Below are 18,959 nucleotides of genomic sequence, written 5' to 3'. Positions count from 1 at the left end.
GGACTTACCGTGGAACAATTCAGACTGCCGAAAATTCCGATGCCGAAACTGGAGCTGCCAAAGGCCATTCAAGAGGTATTGCTGGAGGCCGAGGAGAAGCTGGCGCATCGTCCGAAACTGCTGCAGCTATTTAAAAATTGTTTTCCTAATACATTAGAGACGACGACCAAATTGATGGAGGATGGCACGACCTTCGTCATCACCGAAGATATCCCGGCTTCGTGGCTGCGCGATTCTGTGGAACAAGTCATGCACTATGTGCCATTTGCCAAACAGGATTCTGATCTGCAGCGCATCATTAGCGGCTTAATCAAGCGTCATATCCAATATATTCATATCGATTCGTATGCCAATGCATTCAACGAATCAGCGAACGATTGGCACTGGAACAAGGCGGATCAAACGGAAATGTCGCCATGGGTATGGGAACGTAAATTTGAACTGGATTCGTTATGTTTCTCGATGCGGCTAGCTTATGCGTATTGGAAGGAAACGGAGTTAACGGATATTTTCGATGCGGGATTTAAAGCTGCGATGTTTAAAATCTACGAATTGTTTAAGACGGAACAATATCACTTTGAAAAGTCCCCTTATCGTTTCACGCGCAATAACGGAATTCCAACGGATTCGCTGCGCAATAACGGGATGGGGATGTCTGTGAATTACACGGGCATGGTATGGTCAGGCTTTCGTTCAAGTGACGATGCTTGCGACTTTCATTACAATATTCCAGCGAATATGTTCGCGGTTGTTGCCCTTCGCCATATGCAGGAGTTTGCGGAATGGGTGTTCAGAGATATGGACTTCCTCAATGACCTGAAAGCTCTTGAAGCGGATATCGACCATGGAATCCAGCTGTATGGCATCTATCGTCATCCAACGTTTGGACCGATCTATGCCTATGAGACAGACGGCTTCGGCAACTACTGCTTAATGGATGATGCGGGCACGCCAGGGCTGATGTCGATTCCATATCTGGGTTATGTATCGGCGGATGATCCGATCTATCAGAACACAAGACGATTTGCGCTAAGCAAAGAGAATCCGTTTTACTTCGAAGGCAAAGTTGCCAGAGGCATCGGCAGTCCGCATACGCCAGACGATTACATTTGGCATATGGCCTTGTCCATGCAAGGCTTGACGGCTTCCACAGATGAAGAGAAGTTGGCTATGATCGCAATGCTTGAGGCGACGGATGCAGATACAGGGTTTATGCACGAGGGCTTTCATGTCGATGATCCAACGATTTTTACGCGGAAATGGTTCGCCTGGTCGAACAGTTTATTCTCCCAGTTGGTGTATAAAGCGATGAAGGATGGTTTACTATGAGTCGACCGGTCATTATTTTCTACGATGCAGCATTCCCGATCAGCAATTCTTATGAAGTACATGCTAATCTGCTTGCGGGGCAAGGTGCTATTGTAGTAGGCGCCGATGCATTGGGAGAAGCTTTACAGGCAGGGGTAGGCGGATGCTTTGTTAATCTGCATGCCCCGTATTTCCCTAAGTCCGCATGGCCGGAGATCCTTGCATTCTTGAAACGCGGCGGCGGGCTGCTCAGTATTGGCGGCGCCCCCTTCAAACGGCCAGTGCGCCGGGAAGCCGACGGCTGGCATTTAGAGTCGGAGCAGACCGCTTATCATCAGCAGTTATACATTCATGAAATACTTCGTGTTGAAGCCGTTCCCATGCGCTCTTATATCGCGTTAGAAACCTTGCCGCTGCTTCAGGGACAGGAATCGATGTTCGCGCTTGCAGATACGTGGAATCTGGTGCCGCACACGACTCGCAACAGTGATCTTCCCGATCAAATGGGCGCTGCGGGTACCATGAGCACTCAGATTTATCCGCTTTTGAAAAGCATCAGTAAGGACGGCCGCGAAGTGGCTGCGCCTGTCGTACTTTGGGAAAACTCGCGCGGCGCGTTTATCGGTTCGCGCTGGATGTTTGTCAATGTACCGCTTAGTCCTTCGTTTTGGAATGAAGGCGGTGCTCAAGCATTGATGGGGTGGGCGGCATTTTGCGCAAATGGCGTTACGGAACTGTGGATTAAGCCGAATTATGCCAGCTTCGAGCCGGGAGAGCATGCCATGCTGACGCTTCAGACTCAGCTTATCGGAGGGCTGCAAGCTGGAACTGCCTCGAAGCAATGGACATTTGATCTTCGTGTAGCGTATGAGGGTACCGCACAGATTGTGTGGTCCCATCGATTGACTGCCCAAGTGAATAAAGAATTCAACGTGGTGCGAATTCCGGTGCCGATTGACATACAACCTGGCTTATATCATGTGATTTGCCAGGCAACGTCTGAGGATGGAGAGCTTCGCGCGCTTCGTCAAGGCTTCTGGGGGCATGATCCCTTGCTGCTTGCGGAGGGACAACCGATTACCTGCGATCGCGATTATTTCATTAAGGACGGACGTCCGCTGCCGATCGTCGGCATGACGTATATGACTTCAGATGTCGCTCGCAAATTTTTGTTCCTGCCCAATTGCGATGTCTGGGATCGAGATATGGCTCAAATGGCCAAAGCGGGCATCAATTGGATCCGAACAGGGATTTGGACGGCTTACCGCAATATCATGCAGGTGGACGGACATGCTTCCGAAGAGGTTCTGAGAGCTATCGATGCTTTCTTCTTAACAGCTAAGAAGCACAATCTCCAGGTTACGTTCACCTTCTTCTCCTTTACGCCAGAAACTTGGGAAGGGGTTAACCCTTATCTCGATCCGCAAAGCGTAGAGGCACAGAAGCGGTTTATCCGCTCCATTGTTTCGCGTCACCGTGCGACGACGCATGTGGACTGGGATTTGATTAACGAGCCTTCAATGTTTGATCCTGCGCTTATTTTTTCCGAGGGACCTCGTTCCACCCGGGATATCTACGAACGGCAGGCTTTTGTTGAATGGCTTAAGCAGCGTCATGGCAGCATCGAGCTTCTTCAGGAGCGATGGAATATGTCGCCTGAACAGCTTCCGGCTTTTGAAGCGGCGGCTATACCAGAGGCTGGCGAAATCAATTTTGACGTGCAGGATATGCATAAGGGCAAAAAAGGAACTCGCTGGCTGGATTACTGTCTGTTCTCGATGGAGATGCATAACCGTTGGGCCAAAGAGCTCTACAATACGATAAAAGAGATCAGTCCGGATCATCTTGTGGTGGTTGGACAGGATGAAGCGCTTGGTGCGCAACGGCCTTCGCCTTTGTTTTATGAGGAGGCGGTTGACTATACAACCGTGCACTCGTGGTGGCTCAACGATAACCTCGTTTGGGACGGCATTTTTGCCAAAACTGCTAATAAGCCGAACGTCATTCAAGAAACAGGCATTATGTACGTAGAAACTCCGGATGGGCGTGCTAAACGTTCGGAGAACGAGCTGCGCAGTCTGTTGGAGCGCAAATATGCCTATGCTTTCGCAACCGGAGGCGCCGGTGCTATTCATTGGATTTGGAATACCAATTTCTATATGGATAATGCCAATGAATCGCATATTGGTGCGCTTCGTGCTGACGGCACGGAGAAGCCGGAAGCTGATGTTTCTTACGATTTCGGGCGGTTTATGGCTGAAATTAGAGATTTGTTCCAGGATCGGACGTTGGAGGATATCGTCGCGATTTTCCCTTATTCGAACGATTTTTCCAATCGGAAATTGGCGTTTGATGCGACGACTAGAATGACGCGTGTGCTGTCGTATCAAATGAATATGCCGTTCCGTGCGGCATCGGAGTATCATTTGGATGCGCTGGAGGAGCAACCGGCGAAGCTGATCCTGCTGCCGAGCGCGCATAATTTGGATGAACAAGCTTGGTTGAAGCTTGTAGATATCGTACAGCGTACGGGTGCGACGCTGCTGGCGACAGGCCCGCTCAGCCTTGATGCGTATTGGAAGCAAACGCCGCGTCTAATCGATGAGCTAGGTGCAGCTGAGCTTCAAAATGTACGGCGGGAAGAAATGCTTGGGCTGCAAGGCGCAGCACTCCCGGTATCCTTTGACAAGCGCCGAATAGCAGAAGTCGTGAAAGAAGTGCGGACTGTAAGTTCGAAGTCGGGTACTGAGACTGGCAGTGTAAGTGATGCGGTTGTCGATATTCCGCTGGGCAAAGGCAGACTCATTTGGAGTCCGCTGCCAATTGAATTGAACGAACGACTGGACACGGTCGCCAGCCTGTATCGTTATGCCATCGATGCCGCGGGCTGTGAAAGCGGACTGGAATGGGTGCAAGGCGGCGACATTGCAGGTGTATACGGAAGGAAGCTACGCTTTAAGAATGGATTCCTGTATGTATTCGTATCTGAATTTGCATGGAATGTGAATATCGAAGTGAAGGATACAGATAGTGAAGCAACCTATGCATTTACACTTGAGAAAGAGCGTTCCGTTCTCTTTGCTGCAGATGCGCAAGGCAATCTCATCTCTGTATACCGTCCTGACGAAGTCCATATTGAAAGGAGTTAAACGATGAGCACCAAGAGAACCGCTCATATCATTTCCCATACGCATTGGGATCGGGAATGGTATTTACCCTATGAGAAGCATCATGTTCGTCTCGTTAAGCTAGTAGATACGCTGCTGGATAAAATGGATCAGGATCCGAATTATCGCAGCTTCTTTTTGGACGGTCAAACGATCATTCTGGAGGACTACCTCCAGGTCCGCCCTGATCAGAAGGATCGATTGACCAAATTTATTCAGGACGGCCGTATTTTAATAGGTCCGTGGTACATTTTGCAGGATGCATTTCTGACCAGCGGCGAAGCCAATGTACGAAATATGCAGATTGGGCATCAAGATGCGAAGAAATATGGCGATGTATCGAAGATCGGATATTTTCCAGATACGTTTGGGCTTGTAGGCCAGACTCCGCAATTGATGCAGCAGTCCGGGATCACGAATGCTTTGTTTGGCCGCGGCGTGAAGCCCACTGGCTTTAACAATACCGTTTCAGACGGTGATTACGAATCGTCATTCTCAGAGCTGCTCTGGGAAGGACCAGATGGCTCCAAGGTGCTTGGCATCCTTTTCGCCAACTGGTATTCAAACGGCAATGAAATTCCTGTAGATCGGGAAGAAGCGAAAGCGTACTGGGAGCGGAAGCTAGCGGACGCTGAGAAATACGCATCGACTAGCGAGCTGCTCTTTATGAATGGGTGCGACCATCAGCCGGTTCAGTTGGACTTGCCTGAAGCGATTCAAGCTGCGCGCGAGCTGTATCCGGATACGAACTTTGTTCATTCGAATTTTATCGATTACTTGCAGGCTGTTCAGCGTTCCTTGAAGCATGAGCTTTCTACGGTAAAAGGTGAGCTTCGCAGTCAACGGACAGACGGTTGGTCTACGCTCGTGAACACCGCTTCGGCTCGTGTTTACTTGAAGCAGATGAATCAGCTGGGGCAAGCGATGCTGGAAAAAGTGGCTGAACCTCTGGCCGCTTTCGCACACGTCCTTGAAGTTGGGGAGAAATACCCGCATCATCTGTTCACCTATGCTTGGAAAACATTAATGCAGAATCATCCGCACGATAGCATTTGCGGCTGTTCTGTAGACGAAGTTCACCGGGAAATGGTGACGCGCTTCGAGAAAAGCCGTCATGTGGCCGAAGCGATCGTCGATGACAGCAAGCGAGCGATTGCTGAAGCGATCGATACGTCGAGCTTTGCGCAAGCGGGCGAAAACGCCTTGCCGGTCGTTGTTTTTAATACAACCGGATGGGAGCGTACTGGTGTTGTGAGTATCGAGCTTGATGCCTTGCGTTTGTACTTCCGTGATGGATACACACTTGAAGAAGCAAGCAGTTTTGCGAAGGCGGCGGATCTTTCGGGCCGTACGCTCGTGGACGAGCTGGGGAACGTCGCAGCATGTACGTTTGAAGATCTCGGACTGCAGTTCGGCTATGATTTGCCAGACGATAAATTCCGTCAGCCGTATATGTGCCGTAGGGTGAAGCTGATTTTTGAAGCAGAGAAGGTTCCTGCTTTGGGACTGAAGACGTACGCTTGGGTCAAGAGGGAAGAGGAAATTGTTGATTCCTCGCTGTTAGTTGGAGACCGAGTGCTGGAGAATGAATCGCTTAAGGTCGTAATCGCGGATAATGGTTCATACACGTTGACAGATAAGAAGAATGGCCGAACTTACAGGGATTTAGGCGTATATGAGAATACCGGGGATATCGGCAATGAATATATGTACAAACAACCGGATGGCGAGACGCCGCTTACAACGCAAGGCTTGGCTGCAAATATCCGTGTGTTAAAGGATACGCCATATGAGGCATCTATTGAAATTGTACACGATTGGGAAATTCCTGCGTCAGCAGACGAATTACTGGAAGAAGAGCAGCGCGATTTGATTTACTATCCGCACAGAAAAGCGCAGCGATCAGCTCGCATGGTATCTATGCAGATCCGTACCATTGTCAGTCTGAGCCGCGGCGGCAAAGGGGTAGAGATCGAGGCCTCCTTCAACAATCAGGCCAAAGATCATCGTCTGCGGATGTTGTTCCCATCTGATCTGAATACACAAGTTCACCGAGTGGACTCCATGTTTGAAATCCCGCAGCGCGACAACACGCCGAGTGCAGAGTGGGAAAATCCAAGCAATACGCAGCATCAACAGGCATTTATTGATGTAAGCGAAGCGGAGGCTGGTCTAGTAGTTGCTAACCTCGGATTGAACGAATACGAGGTTTTGCAGGGCGGTCGCAACACGATTGCCGTGACGCTGCTTCGCGCGGTTGGCGAGCTTGGCGACTGGGGCTTGTTCCCGACGCCGGAAGCGCAGTGCCTGGGCGAGCACACCGTCCGTTTGACCGTCATTCCGTATAACGGCGAAGGCGAACAATACGGCGCTTACCAGCAAGCCTACCAGTTCCAAATCCCGTGGACGTTGTGTCAAACGGGCATTCACACTGGACGAGTCGCACCGACGTATGCACTATTCCGTTGGGAAGGCGATAAGATAGCCTTTTCCTCCATGAAAATGAATGAAGGAACCGGCGATCTGATGCTCCGTTGGTACAACATGAGCTCCCAAAACACGGAACTCAAGCTCAATTCCAATATTCCTCTATACTCCTTCTATAAGAGTACGATTATGGAAGTACATGGCCCGAGCATTGAAGCTGACGCCGAAGGCCAAATGTCATTGCCGACAGGTCCATGCGAAATTGTTACCGTCGGGATTCAACGATAAGCTTAGTTGGAACATTTGAAGAGGTATCTGGCATGAAATCAATGATAACATTGGAATTTTTCCAATGTAATCGACTCTCCTGCTTCGAAAATCGCAATTCCATTGGAGTAATTCCAATGGAATTGGCTTCCAGACTGTCAAATCCCAAGTTCCACTGGAGTTAATCCAATGGAAGCGGTATTCAGGCTATGAATTCACTAAGCGTGAGCTGAATTTTCTGAATTGGTAATCTGGTGAGGTTGGTGAATTGAGCAGTTTTGGATTGAGCAACGAGTAGTGAGGCATAACGCAAATAGACGCAAATAGACGCAAATAGACCAATCTAAGTCTACAGACTTTAGTTTGGTCTATTTTTAGATTTAACGCCCTCTCGTTCCGCTAATTCAACTTTCAGCGCATTTCATCCACTTTAGCGGCTTGTCGTTCCGTTAAGCTCAACTCTGCCCCAAAAAGAACCCCAGCTATTGCAGAAGTTTTTGGGACAGCCCCATATTAATACGTTTGGGAAGAGAAGATTACCCTTAATTTTAGCATGGTGAGCTAGTGATTTTGCTGAGCTTAGTGTGTTTGTGGATACGTGCCAAACATTCGGAAAGTCCAACGCGCGCGATCCTAGTTGTGTATTGTGAAGCTGCACACGGCTGTCTTACCCCGCGTACTATGTGTAATTTGTTTAGTGTTTTTGGTTTGTAGGGGAATGGGGGTTAGTAGGCATGACTCCAAAAGATGACTTTAGAGTCGCTGAGCTGTGTTGTGAAGGGTTATGGTATTGTGGCTTACAATGTTGTAATTTCTGCAACAACGAGTGGAGAGAGGCGGGATCCAGGCAGCAATTGTTGCACTTTTTACAACAACATTCAACACAATCCTCCAAGGACTGCAAGTAGCATGTGGGCCGATTGATTCTGATTTAAGACACTCTCATGTAGAACTTGATTGGATGAATGAATCGAATCAAGATTGAACGTCAATCAGAGGCATTTTTCTGTGCTTCGCCTTGAAAGCTAGATATATACTAGTCGCTACGGCACCTATGGTTCCGCAAATGATATCCGTCATCGTGTCGACCAAGCTTCCGTTTTGTGAATGGAGTCCGAATAGTCCGTCCGTCGTAAACTCGTAAATTTCCCAAACACCAGCCATGGCGGTGGAAAAGAAAAGGCAAAACCATATGGCAACTTGCGCACTCGGCGCGGCCGTTTTCTCGCCTCTGCTTGCTCTCATATAAATCAACAAACCGACGAAGCAAAGAATCAAGCCCGAAAAGAGATGTTCGATTTTATCCAGGTATGGAATTACTTTGTAAAATCCAAACTCATTTGCCAAAAACATAGAGACAAAAATGAACAATAGGACGGAAAACCGCAAAGCTGCAAACAGCGTGGTCTTTGTAATTTTGACCACGATTCGGATGATCAGCAGCACTGCAACAATCAATCCGGCCTCAAACATTTTTGCTGGGACGCCTTTCACCCAAAAATAAACAAAGCAGACTGCGGCAGTCACATACATAGCCAGTTCGAAGAGATCGTTCCATTTGTCTTTGCGTTTTTTTATTTGCATCTCCATCACTCGCCTCGAATTCCGAAATTAGTCTTTTCGTAAACATTAAACAATATATTTTACGCTTAAACAAGGCAGTACAATCATTATGAGTTAAAAATGTTGTGGCCTCATTCAATAATTGCCCGGGAAATACCCAAACCAGTTCATTATTTCCATTTTTATCCACAATTCGTACTACCTATTCCGGATGATTCCGTTTGATTTGATGGAGGATTTCCTCGAATGACCGTTTGTTGTTTCGATGCTAGGGATGACACCTAAAAATATTATCTGTTTTTCAATCATTGCTAGCTGTTAAAGAAGATGGAATGTACTATATTTGCTCTATGAAAGGTGTTAAAATACGATGCAAAGGAGTAGTCATCCATGGTTTTCACAAGCTCGCTGAAATCAAGCAATTTTATCACAAGACATGCTATGAACCCGATTCTAGCTCCGGGCGATGTCCCCTATAATCCTGCACTTGTTTTTAATGCAGGTGTTGCCAAATATGAAGGACAGTATGTCATGATGTTTCGTAATGATTATGGCGATGCTGCAAATGAAACGTTACTTCCGATCAGCACCACCAATTTGGGGCTTGCTTTTAGTAAAGATGGCATTCATTGGGACGTGCAGAAGCAGCCATGCTTTGGCATTGAAAGCGATGAGATTATTCGAACGTACGATCCGCGGTTAACGGTAATTGATGGGCGCTGCTATGTTTGTTTTGCAGTAGATACCAAGCACGGTGTGCGCGGGGGAATAGCGGTTACGGATGATTTCGTGGACTTCGAAATTCTTAGTCTCTCTGCCCCAGACAATCGAAATATGGTGTTGTTTCCTGAAAAATTCGATGGCAAATATATCCGTTTGGAACGCCCGTTCCCGGTCTATGGTAAAGGCGGAAAAGATAGCTTTGATATATGGATTTCCGATTCGCCTGATTTAAAATATTGGGGAAATACCGAGCTGCTTCTCGGCTTGGAGCAGGTGCCGTTCGCCAACGATAAGATTGGTCCGGCCGCACCTCCGATACGAACCTCCAAGGGCTGGCTCACCACGTTCCATGCGGTAGATATTGATCATGCCCTGGGCAAAAACGGCTGGGAACCGCATTGGAAGAAGCGATACACAGCTGGCATCATGCTGCTGGACTTGGACAATCCCTATCGAATCATCGGAATGTGCCAGGAGCCTTTACTAGCACCGGAAGTGAGCTATGAAATAGAAGGCGGATTTCGCAACGATGTCATTTTTCCAGGGGGAATGATTTTGGAGGACAGTGGTGAGGTCAAAATCTACTATGGAGCGGCAGATACGGTAGAATGTCTGGCAACAGCCCATGTTTACGATCTAATTCGGTTGTGCTTGCCGGATACAAAATAATAGTTATTACCTAGGGAAGTTGCGTTCAGTGAGCAACTTCTCTTGTTGGTTTTCAAAGCGCTGTTCACCAGGAGGAATTCATTGCCCTATGAAACATAACCACCTCATTCAATATATCAATCAACATTTTAAGGTGAAATTAATTCTAACACTGTCAGTTATTATCATTGTCTGTTCATTGATAACGGGATATGTTTCATACCGGATGAATGTAAACCTGTTTGAGAGCGAGATCAGCAAGCAGTATCTCAAAACAAGCGAACAAACGATTCAACAGCTTGGTTTTAAAATTCAGGATATGTACCGCATCACCGACTTTGTTTTTTTTCATCCGTACGTGGAGCAGATCGTTCAAGAGATGTCTGCCGAGCCGGCAGAAGGTGAAAGCGGTGCTTACCGAAATTTTTTGCTGGAGAGGGATCTGGCCAATATTTTACTCCCCCTAAAAAATGAAACACCGCATATCCGAGCCGTATACCTTGTCGATTTGCAAGGTTACAACATGTATTATAGCCAATCGAACCCTTCGATACAGGTCACCTTTCCTGATTTTTATGAAAAGGTCAAGAACGGCCGGAAAGATACGTCTGCGGAAATGGTGTGGCAGCGGATGAAAATTCCCGATTCCTCCGAACCGTCAGGTGAAAAAAGCAGCCTTGTTGCTGCCCGTTGGCTTAAATCTACAAAGACGCAAACCGTATACGGCATGATGATTTTGATCATCGACGAGGCATTTTTGGGCAATTCGTTGGACCCGCTTTTAGCTGGCCGGACATCAGGAGCTTATATCTACGATCAATACAATCGATTGCTTTATAGCCGTGAGCCAGAAGGCAGACCTGGGATTGAGCCCAAGATGGAAACTAAGGAAGCAACGGTGATTCAACATCACAACGGGGATGATTACTTATTTGTCAAAAGTGTATTCGAGCCGCGGTCATTCACTCTGGTGAGCGGGATATCACTGGCAGAGATCAAAGCTAAGGGATTGAGTGTCTATCATTTGGCCATTTTCTCTGGATTTGTCAGTATTATTTTAATGGCGGTGAGCGTTTCCTTATTTAGCGGCAGGATGCTGAAGCCCTTACACGTTCTTGTAAAGGCTATGCAGCGGGTGCGGGAAGGGAATTTACGAGTCGTTATTCCCAAAACGTCGAATGATGAATTCGCTTTTTTGGCAGATAGCTTTAATAAGATGGTTACGGATATTCAATCGTTAATACAGGAGGTGTACGTTAGCAAGCTTAGCGAAAAGGAGGCTGAACTTAAGGCGCTGCAAGCTCAACTGAATCCTCACTTTTTGCATAATGCCTTGAATTCAATTTATTGGAAGATCATGCTTCTTTACGATGATGATGAAACAGCCGCGCTCGTTACCAGCTTGTCGGAGCTGCTGAGATATTCTTTGGCTACGGTTACAACACCCAGTACCCTGCGGGACGAGTTGGCTCAAATACGCAACTATATAACCATTCAGGAAGCGCGTCACGGCGAAGAGCTTTACGTTCATATTGAAGCGGATGAGACACTAGCGGAATGCCAAATGCAAAGGCTGCTGATTCAGCCATTGGTCGAGAATGTGTTCGTTCATGCTTTTCAGAATCAGACTGTGAACAAGCGATTAACGATTCGCGCTCTCCGTAAAGATGCTAATATGCTTATTGAAGTTGAAGATAACGGATGCGGCATGCATCCGGATACCGTGATGAAACTTTTGGCTGATCAGAACATGTACGATGGGAGCAGGGAACGCGAAAGCATCGGCGTTCGCAATGTTATCAGACGTATAGACTTAGTTCACGGTGAGCCTTATGGGTTGGATATTGTTCGTTTACCTACGGGTACTTTGATGCAGCTAATGTTGCCTTACAACATTGATCATACCAGAGAGGGGGCGATGGCAGATGACACGAATACTGCTAGTTGAAGATGAGCCCTTATTTCGCAAGGGGCTTGCGAAAATGATCGCAGAATCCGGAACCAGCTGGAACGTCTGCGGGGAAGCCGAGAACGGACAAGAAGCAGAGCGATGGATTGCCGAATTGCAGCCTGACCTTGTCATAACAGATATCCGTATGCCATTAATGGACGGTTTGGAGCTGTTGAAGCGTGTAAAGACTCATTTCCCCGAGATTGAAGTCATTGTTATTACAGGGTATCAGGATTTCCAATATGCACAAGCGGCGCTGCGTTACGGAGCACTCGATTTGCTTGTCAAACCCTGCAGTAAACAGGATATGTACGGAGCCTTGGAGAAAGTGAGCGTCCTCATGTCCGACAAGCAGGCCAGACTGAGAAAAGAAGCAAGCGAGAACCAACTGCTACTGGAAAATACGATTCGCGCAATGATGCTAAGATTTCCTTACCCCATGGAATCGGTATTACATTTAAGGGGGAAGTTGCAGAATTGTAAGTTCGTTTTGTTTCAAATTACCGACTATTTTCCCATTCAAAAGCAATATCTTAAGCGTGATGTGCCGCTGTTGCAATTCGCTGTCCTGAATATTATTAGCGAAATACTGGATGCATATGAGATCCCTGGAACATTGCTGCTTATCGAATCCGGGCGATTTGCACTTTTCGTCAAGCAAGACGTGGAAGCACAAACCTTGTGTAAGGAGGCATGCGAAACAATTCAACAGCTGCTTGGTTTAAACGTCCGAGCGTTTGAGGCAGGCATCATTCATAATCCAATAGAACTGCCGGATCTCTATGAGTCCATGCTGACAAATGCCGGGATTGACCAGCCTGCAAGTCCCGGTAAGGGACATGACGTCGAGCCTGCTTTACAGATCAATCGGGCCAAGGTGCAGCTAGTCAGCGCACAGATGGGGGCATTTCTGTTAGCCGGACAATCTGATTCTTTAAAACAGTATTTGGAGCAGCTAATGAAGGACATCTGCCGCATGCACGCCGATATATGCAAGATTGAAGCATTATCTCTGAGTTTCGCTATGCAGGAGACGGCCCGTAAACAGCTTGAACAAGATCACAATCCCCAAGCATTGAGCGATAGGATTAGTAAGCTGCACGATTGCTCCAGCACGGAGGAAGTTTATGATTGGATGAGGGATGAGACGGATCTTTTCATGAACACGTTTTTCGAATGGCAGTATAAATACAGCGCCAAAACGGTATCGAGGGCGATTCACTTTATGAAAGAGCATTTTTCCGAACAGCTTTCTTTGCAGCATGTAGCCTCGCAGATTCATTTGAATCCGGCCTATTTCAGTCATTTATTTAAAAAAGAGACGGGGCGCAGCTTCGTTACCTATTTGATCGAATTGCGGATGGAGAAAGCCAAACAACTGCTTTCGAATACAGATATGAGCGTTACCGAAATATCAGGCCATGTCGGCTATGATCTGCCTAATTATTTTGCCAAGCTGTTCAAGCAGTTTACCGGTTGCTCGCCCAAGGAATACCGCAAGCTGAGTGAAGTCAACTAGGAGAGAAAGGAAGAGATGATTGACTTGATGAAACGGGTTCTCCTTCCAACACTGATGTTGTCTGCACTTCTAAGTACGGCGGTTAGCTGCAGTACCAAAGAGAAGGATGCGGAAGCGCCAATAAGCGCAAAAAGAGGTAAAATTACAGTCACTGTCTATGATCGTGGAAACATTCCTTCCCAAGAAGGGAAGGTCGATAACAATAAGATTACGCAATGGATTAATGAAGCTGGACCTGTCGATGTCAAGTTTGTTCCTATCCCTCGGACGCAGTCGGAACAAAAGCTGAATGCGTTATTCGCCGCCGGGGAAGCGCCGGATTTGATTCTGGAATATGCCCCGCAAATTAAAAATACGCTAATCGATCAAAAATTGCTGCGTCCAGTCGACGATATGATTGATACGTACAGCACGAATTATAAAGAGCTGCTGAAGAAATATCCGGCACTACGAATTGCTGGAACCGGATCCGATGGCAAGTTATATCACTTTGGGCGGATTAATGAAACCATACCCCAAAGAGGCTTGTTTATACGTACTGATTGGTTAAAAAAGCTGAAGCTGGATATTCCCAAGACGACGGAGGAGCTTTATCAGGTAGCTAAAGCTTTTACCAACCTCGATCCTGACGGCAACGGTAGAAACGATACTTACGGCATGGCCATGTCCTATAATTCCGGAGCAGTTCTGAACGAAATGTTTGGCGTTACCTACCCGGACTTCGTAGTTCAAAACGGCGAACTTGTCCATGGATGGGACCATATCCAAGCGGTCGTTGCGTTCAAAAGAAAGCTGTACAGCGAAGGTTTAGTCGATCAACAATATTTGAACGATAAGAACGGCTCGAAGGCGAAGCAGGATTTCCTTACAGGCAAAATCGGCATTTACATGGATCAATTTAATGTTCCGATTACCTTTTATAACGACTATTATATGCCTTTGAAGCGATCTAATCCGAATGCCGAGATTACGGTCATTCCTTATCCGAAGACGCCGGTGGGGCAATTTAATCCTATTTTTGTGAATCCTATTCAAATGACGGGTGTTGTCAATGCGGGGACGAAGGACCCGGAGGCCATTATGAAATTTGTCGATTTCGCCTCTTCTGAAGCCTTTATGAAAACGATGTATTACGGATTTGAAGGTGTGCATAGTAAGACGGAGCCAGGGAAATGCCCGCAGGTGACAGATCTGGACAAATGGAAAACCGAGTTTAATTTCGCCACCGGTGATTTTGCCATGCTGGCTTCTCCTATTTTATCGGGCAATTGTTATTACGGAACGGAGAAGCTGAATGCGAATGATCCCCTTCAGGCGGACGTGAAGAAAATGTTTGAGTTGAACTCTTCGTTTATCAATTTTGATCTTCAAGTTGCGGGTCCGACGCATTCCGAGCAGATGCCTCAGCTGCCCAAAGAATTGCAGCAGATCTTGTCCAACACAACTAATCACGTGGGCGTCGGCGATGGCGATATCTGGATCAAGTCCATTTTGACCCCCAATTATTTGCCGGAGCAGGCCATGCAGGATGCCATTTCACTATGGGAGAAGGCTGGAGGGAAGCAGGTCGATGATTGGTACAGAAATTACTATGCGAATGAAAAGAGCCATATGATTTTAACGAAAGACATCTATGACATTTTCAAACAGCAGCGCGCTGCTCAAAATAAATAAACAGAGTCCGGATGATCGCATCCGGGCTTTTTTTTGTCTCACCTAAAAATAGTATCCATTTTCCCAATGTTCGTAGATGTTGTCGAATTGCGTAACTACTATACTTGCTTCATAGAGGTGAACGAAAGCCACAGAAACACATATCAACAAGAATTTGAGGTGAAGGAAATGAGTTCCGTAACTGCCAATATCAAAGGCACATTTCGTTATTTGAACAAAAAGAAGTATTTGTATCTGTTATTACTGCCCTGCGTCATTTATTTCCTCGTTTTCAATTACATCCCCATGTATGGAGTGATGATTGCGTTTAAGGATTTCAATTTTGCAAAAGGCATTCTTCACAGTCCTTGGATAGGGTTGGAAAATTTCAGGTACATGTTCGGCTTAAGCGACTTTTACAAGGTGTTTTGGAATTCACTTTACCTTGGTCTATTGCGGCTCGTTTTCGGGTTCCCGTTCCCCATCATACTGGCTTTGTTATTGAATGAAATCCGAATGGCTAGCTTTCAACGCGTCACTCAGACCATGATCTATCTGCCTCACTTTATTTCGTGGGTTGTTATTGGAGGCATTCTAGTCAACTTCCTCTCGCCGTCTTGGGGAATTGTTAATATCTTTCTTAAAGAGATGGGCATAGACCCTGTGTTCTTTCTAGCCGATCCGGATTATTTCCGCCCAATCGTCGTGCTCAGCAGCATATGGAAGGAATCAGGCTGGGGGAGCATCATTTATCTGGCTGCAATTGCTGGCATTAATTCGGAATTATACGAGGCTGCGAGTATAGATGGGGCAAGCAGAATGCAGAGATTATTGCACGTAACACTGCCAGGCATCAAATCTACGATAGTCATTCTATTCATTCTGAGACTTGGTCAATTGATGGGAAATGGCTTCGAACAAATTTTCGTGCTTCAAAATCCAATGAATCTGGACGTCTCCGAGGTATTCGAAACGTATGCGTATCGAGTGGGTATCCTTGGTGGTCGCTTCTCTTTTGGAACAACCGTCGGGCTATTCACCTCCGTCATCGGGTTTATCTTTATCCTCATTAGCAACCAAATTGCCAAACTTCTGAAAGAAGACGGGATTTGGTAAGCCAATTACATTAGAAAAGGAGGCGCCTGTATTGATAATTCGATCCTTTGGCGATAAAGTTTTTGACTTTTTCAACTATATCATTGTCTCACTATTCGCTTTAGCTTGCTTATTCCCGTTCTTTTATGTGGCTTCCTTCTCAGTTACACCCTACTCGGAATATTTGCAAAATCCTTTAAAGTTGATACCCAGTCACATCGAGTTCGGTGCTTACAAACAAATTCTTCAGATGCCGCTTATGTGGACCGGCTATAAAAATACCATTTTGATCACCGTTATCGGAGTGGCCTTAAATATCTTTTTGCTGCTTGTTTCTGCGTACCCGCTCTCCAAACCGGATCTTAAGGGGAGGAACGTAATCTTGGTCCTTATCACATTTACGATGTTTTTCAACGGTGGATTAATCCCGAATTTCTACCTTGTGAAGACACTGCACCTCTATAACACGCTTTGGAGTATGATTTTGCCCGGCGCACTCGGTGCCTATAACCTGATTTTGATGAAAAACTTTGTAAGCGCCATACCGGCGAGTCTTGAAGAATCCGCTTTTATCGATGGCGCCAATGAAATTAAAGTGCTTTACAAGATTATTATCCCGCTCTCCAAGCCTGCGATTGCCACTTTTGTGATTTTCCATGCGGTGACGCAGTGGAACACCTTTTTCTCGGCCATTATTTATACCTCCAAACGGGAGCTTTGGCCGCTCATGCTGATCTTGCGGGATATGGTAGTAGATGACGGCGGCATTGTGAAGGATGCAATGGATACCAGTTCAGGCGTAACGGAATTTACGATAAAAATGGCCATCATCATCTTTGCCACACTGCCGATCGTGCTTGTGTATCCCTTTTTACAAAGATTTTTTATGAAGGGAATGCTAGTAGGCTCAATTAAAGGGTAAGCGGCTGAAGTTCGGTTTTATCTGCAATTCATTTGCAGTTGAAATATACCATTCGATGTAAAAGGGAGTGTTCGCAATGAAAAAGGTGGGAAGAAATTTCGTAAGTACGTTCGTCAGTCTCCTGCTGATAGCCGCTGTTTTAGAAGGCTGCGGCGCCAGTACGGACAACAAAAAGGGAGAGGCTGCGCCTACAAGCACCAGCTCGGCGGCAAGCTCGAGTCCGAAGGCTGCGCCTGTATCTATTAAGATGTTCAATAGGGTAAATGCCGGAATTGTGTTAGAAAATAATCCTGTCATTGCCGAAGTTGAAAAGCTAGCCAACGTCAAATTATCTATCGAAGCTCCGCCGATCAATAACTATGTGGATAAGCTGCAGGTGTTAATGGCATCGGGCGATCTGCCGGATCTTGTTTACAACTGGGGCGGCGCTGACGCCAATATGGAAACTTGGGCCAAAAACGGTCTTCTAGCGCCCTTGGATGACAAAATTGCCAAATACCCCAATCTGATGAAAAACATCACGAAAGAAATGTGGGACGGCGTCAAATCAGTTAACGATGGTAAAACCTACATCATTCCCAGAGCGAATGTCGTCAATCATTGGGGATATATGATCAATCAGCAATGGCTCGATAAGTTGAATCTAAAGGCTCCTACAACCCTTGATGAATTTACGAATGTTTGTAAGGCGTTCACAAAGAACGATCCTGATGGCAACGGAAAACCGGATACGTTTTGCTTGAACTTCTCCAATCCATCGCTAGGCAACAACTCGATATGGAACGCATCAAACTTTCTTGCTTCCGCATTCACTCTACCTATTGTTAATGGCGCCAAGGACACGGACGGAAGCTATAAAATACGTGAAAAGATGTCAGGCTATATCCCTTACTTGACTTACTTAAAGCAATTGAATGATGAGAAGTTGATCGATCCTGAATTTTTGATCAATAAAATTTATGTGGATCAAGAAAAGCTAAACCAAAACAAAATCGGTATCATCTACGCTCACCAATACGCGGTAATGGGCAACATTTCCAAGGAAAAAGAGTCGGATAAGAAGTACACCTATCAAGGCGTTTTAAAGGACAGCAAAGGTGTTGCTACGGATTGGGTGACTCCTGCAACGTGGGGCGGATGGATGATTTCCAAGTCGTCCAAAAATATGGATGCTGTCTTGAAATTCCTGGATTGGGGCAATACGACGGAAGCGAATACCTTATTCCAAATCGGTTTGAAAGGGCTTACATTTGATAGCTATGAACCTTCTACGAAGATCATTAGCCGTACAGCGGACCAGACAGCCAAGCTTCCAAGCACGACAAGTACTTACATGACAATCGCCAACGCGATTGACGGCAATCCCGCTATCATCGAGAATGCCGACACGCCAGAGCGTCTTGGCAAATACAAAGCACAGTTAGATACAGCAATGAAACAAATGACATCCGTAAATGTGCCGGCCGTAAGATCGCCAAAAATATTAAACTTGAACAGTACAATTCCTGATGTTGTAAAGAAAAAAGATGACAGAGAAATGAAATACGTCATGGGTGCTATTTCGCTGCAAGAGTTTAAAGATTTCCTTGAAAAAGAATGGTATCCGGCAACCGCCGATGCCGAAAAGGAATATGTCGACTACATGAACAAGCTTAAATAAAAGCGGAATCCCGCGCAGGGCAGAACGCAATGGTCATGCGCGGGTTAAGCTTTAAT

General features: G+C 46.4%; 11 protein-coding genes. 10 read left to right on the top strand and 1 reads right to left on the bottom strand.

Features of this window, described 5'->3' with window-relative positions; all coding sequences use genetic code 11:
• Nucleotides 1-9: 9 nt before the first annotated feature.
• Genes ACBP55_RS25675 through ACBP55_RS25665 form a run of 3 tightly spaced genes read left to right on the top strand, consistent with a single transcriptional unit; the run spans nt 10 to nt 7,190 of the window.
• Entirely contained in the window at nt 10-1,329 is a 1,320-nt protein-coding gene (locus ACBP55_RS25675) for a glycoside hydrolase family 125 protein (protein ID WP_464645712.1), read from the top strand.
• Nucleotides 1,326-4,457 carry a beta-galactosidase gene (locus ACBP55_RS25670; protein ID WP_464645711.1) on the top strand — a complete coding sequence of 1,044 codons (3,132 nt, stop codon included), beginning with the start codon at nt 1,326-1,328 and terminating at the stop codon, nt 4,455-4,457. Before ACBP55_RS25675 ends, ACBP55_RS25670 begins: the two co-directional genes overlap by 4 nt.
• Before the next feature lie 3 nt (nt 4,458-4,460).
• Complete coding sequence (locus ACBP55_RS25665) at nt 4,461-7,190, top strand: alpha-mannosidase (protein WP_464645710.1); 2,730 nt, start codon at nt 4,461-4,463, stop codon at nt 7,188-7,190.
• Nucleotides 7,191-8,144: 954 nt separating this feature from the next.
• Here the strand turns inward: ACBP55_RS25665 and ACBP55_RS25660 are convergent.
• A complete protein-coding gene (locus tag ACBP55_RS25660) occupies nt 8,145-8,753 on the bottom strand; it encodes a DUF2238 domain-containing protein (RefSeq protein ID WP_464645709.1) in 609 nt (202 codons plus the stop codon).
• 369 nt (nt 8,754-9,122) lie between these two features.
• Between ACBP55_RS25660 and ACBP55_RS25655 the strand changes: the two genes are divergently transcribed.
• The 7 genes from ACBP55_RS25655 (at nt 9,123) to ACBP55_RS25625 (ending at nt 18,903) form a co-directional block, all read left to right on the top strand.
• Nucleotides 9,123-10,124, top strand: coding sequence for a glycoside hydrolase family 130 protein (locus ACBP55_RS25655; RefSeq protein ID WP_464645708.1), 1,002 nt, complete (start codon nt 9,123-9,125; stop codon nt 10,122-10,124).
• A gap of 88 nt (nt 10,125-10,212) precedes the next feature.
• Nucleotides 10,213-12,051 (top strand): cache domain-containing sensor histidine kinase, encoded by a 1,839-nt coding sequence (locus ACBP55_RS25650; protein ID WP_464645707.1) that lies wholly within the window; start codon nt 10,213-10,215, stop codon nt 12,049-12,051.
• Nucleotides 12,029-13,573 carry a response regulator transcription factor gene (locus ACBP55_RS25645; protein WP_464645706.1) on the top strand — a complete coding sequence of 515 codons (1,545 nt, stop codon included), beginning with the start codon at nt 12,029-12,031 and terminating at the stop codon, nt 13,571-13,573. The genes ACBP55_RS25650 and ACBP55_RS25645 overlap by 23 nt, the downstream gene beginning before the upstream one ends.
• 15 nt (nt 13,574-13,588) lie before the next feature.
• Nucleotides 13,589-15,247, top strand: a complete 1,659-nt coding sequence (locus ACBP55_RS25640) for an extracellular solute-binding protein (protein WP_464645705.1) — start codon at nt 13,589-13,591, stop codon at nt 15,245-15,247.
• 168 nt (nt 15,248-15,415) lie between these two features.
• A complete protein-coding gene (locus ACBP55_RS25635) occupies nt 15,416-16,342 on the top strand; it encodes an ABC transporter permease (protein WP_464645704.1) in 927 nt (308 codons plus the stop codon).
• Nucleotides 16,343-16,373: 31 nt separating this feature from the next.
• Nucleotides 16,374-17,243, top strand: a complete 870-nt coding sequence (locus tag ACBP55_RS25630) for a carbohydrate ABC transporter permease (RefSeq protein WP_029199052.1) — start codon at nt 16,374-16,376, stop codon at nt 17,241-17,243.
• 76 nt (nt 17,244-17,319) lie between these two features.
• Nucleotides 17,320-18,903, top strand: a complete 1,584-nt coding sequence (locus ACBP55_RS25625) for an extracellular solute-binding protein (protein ID WP_464645703.1) — start codon at nt 17,320-17,322, stop codon at nt 18,901-18,903.
• Nucleotides 18,904-18,959: the final 56 nt, after the last annotated feature.

The sequence above is a fragment of the Paenibacillus sp. WG02 genome, from assembly GCF_055396115.1.
The sequence above is the reverse complement of the archived record's forward strand: the minus strand, read 5'-3'. Positions and strand labels throughout refer to the sequence as shown.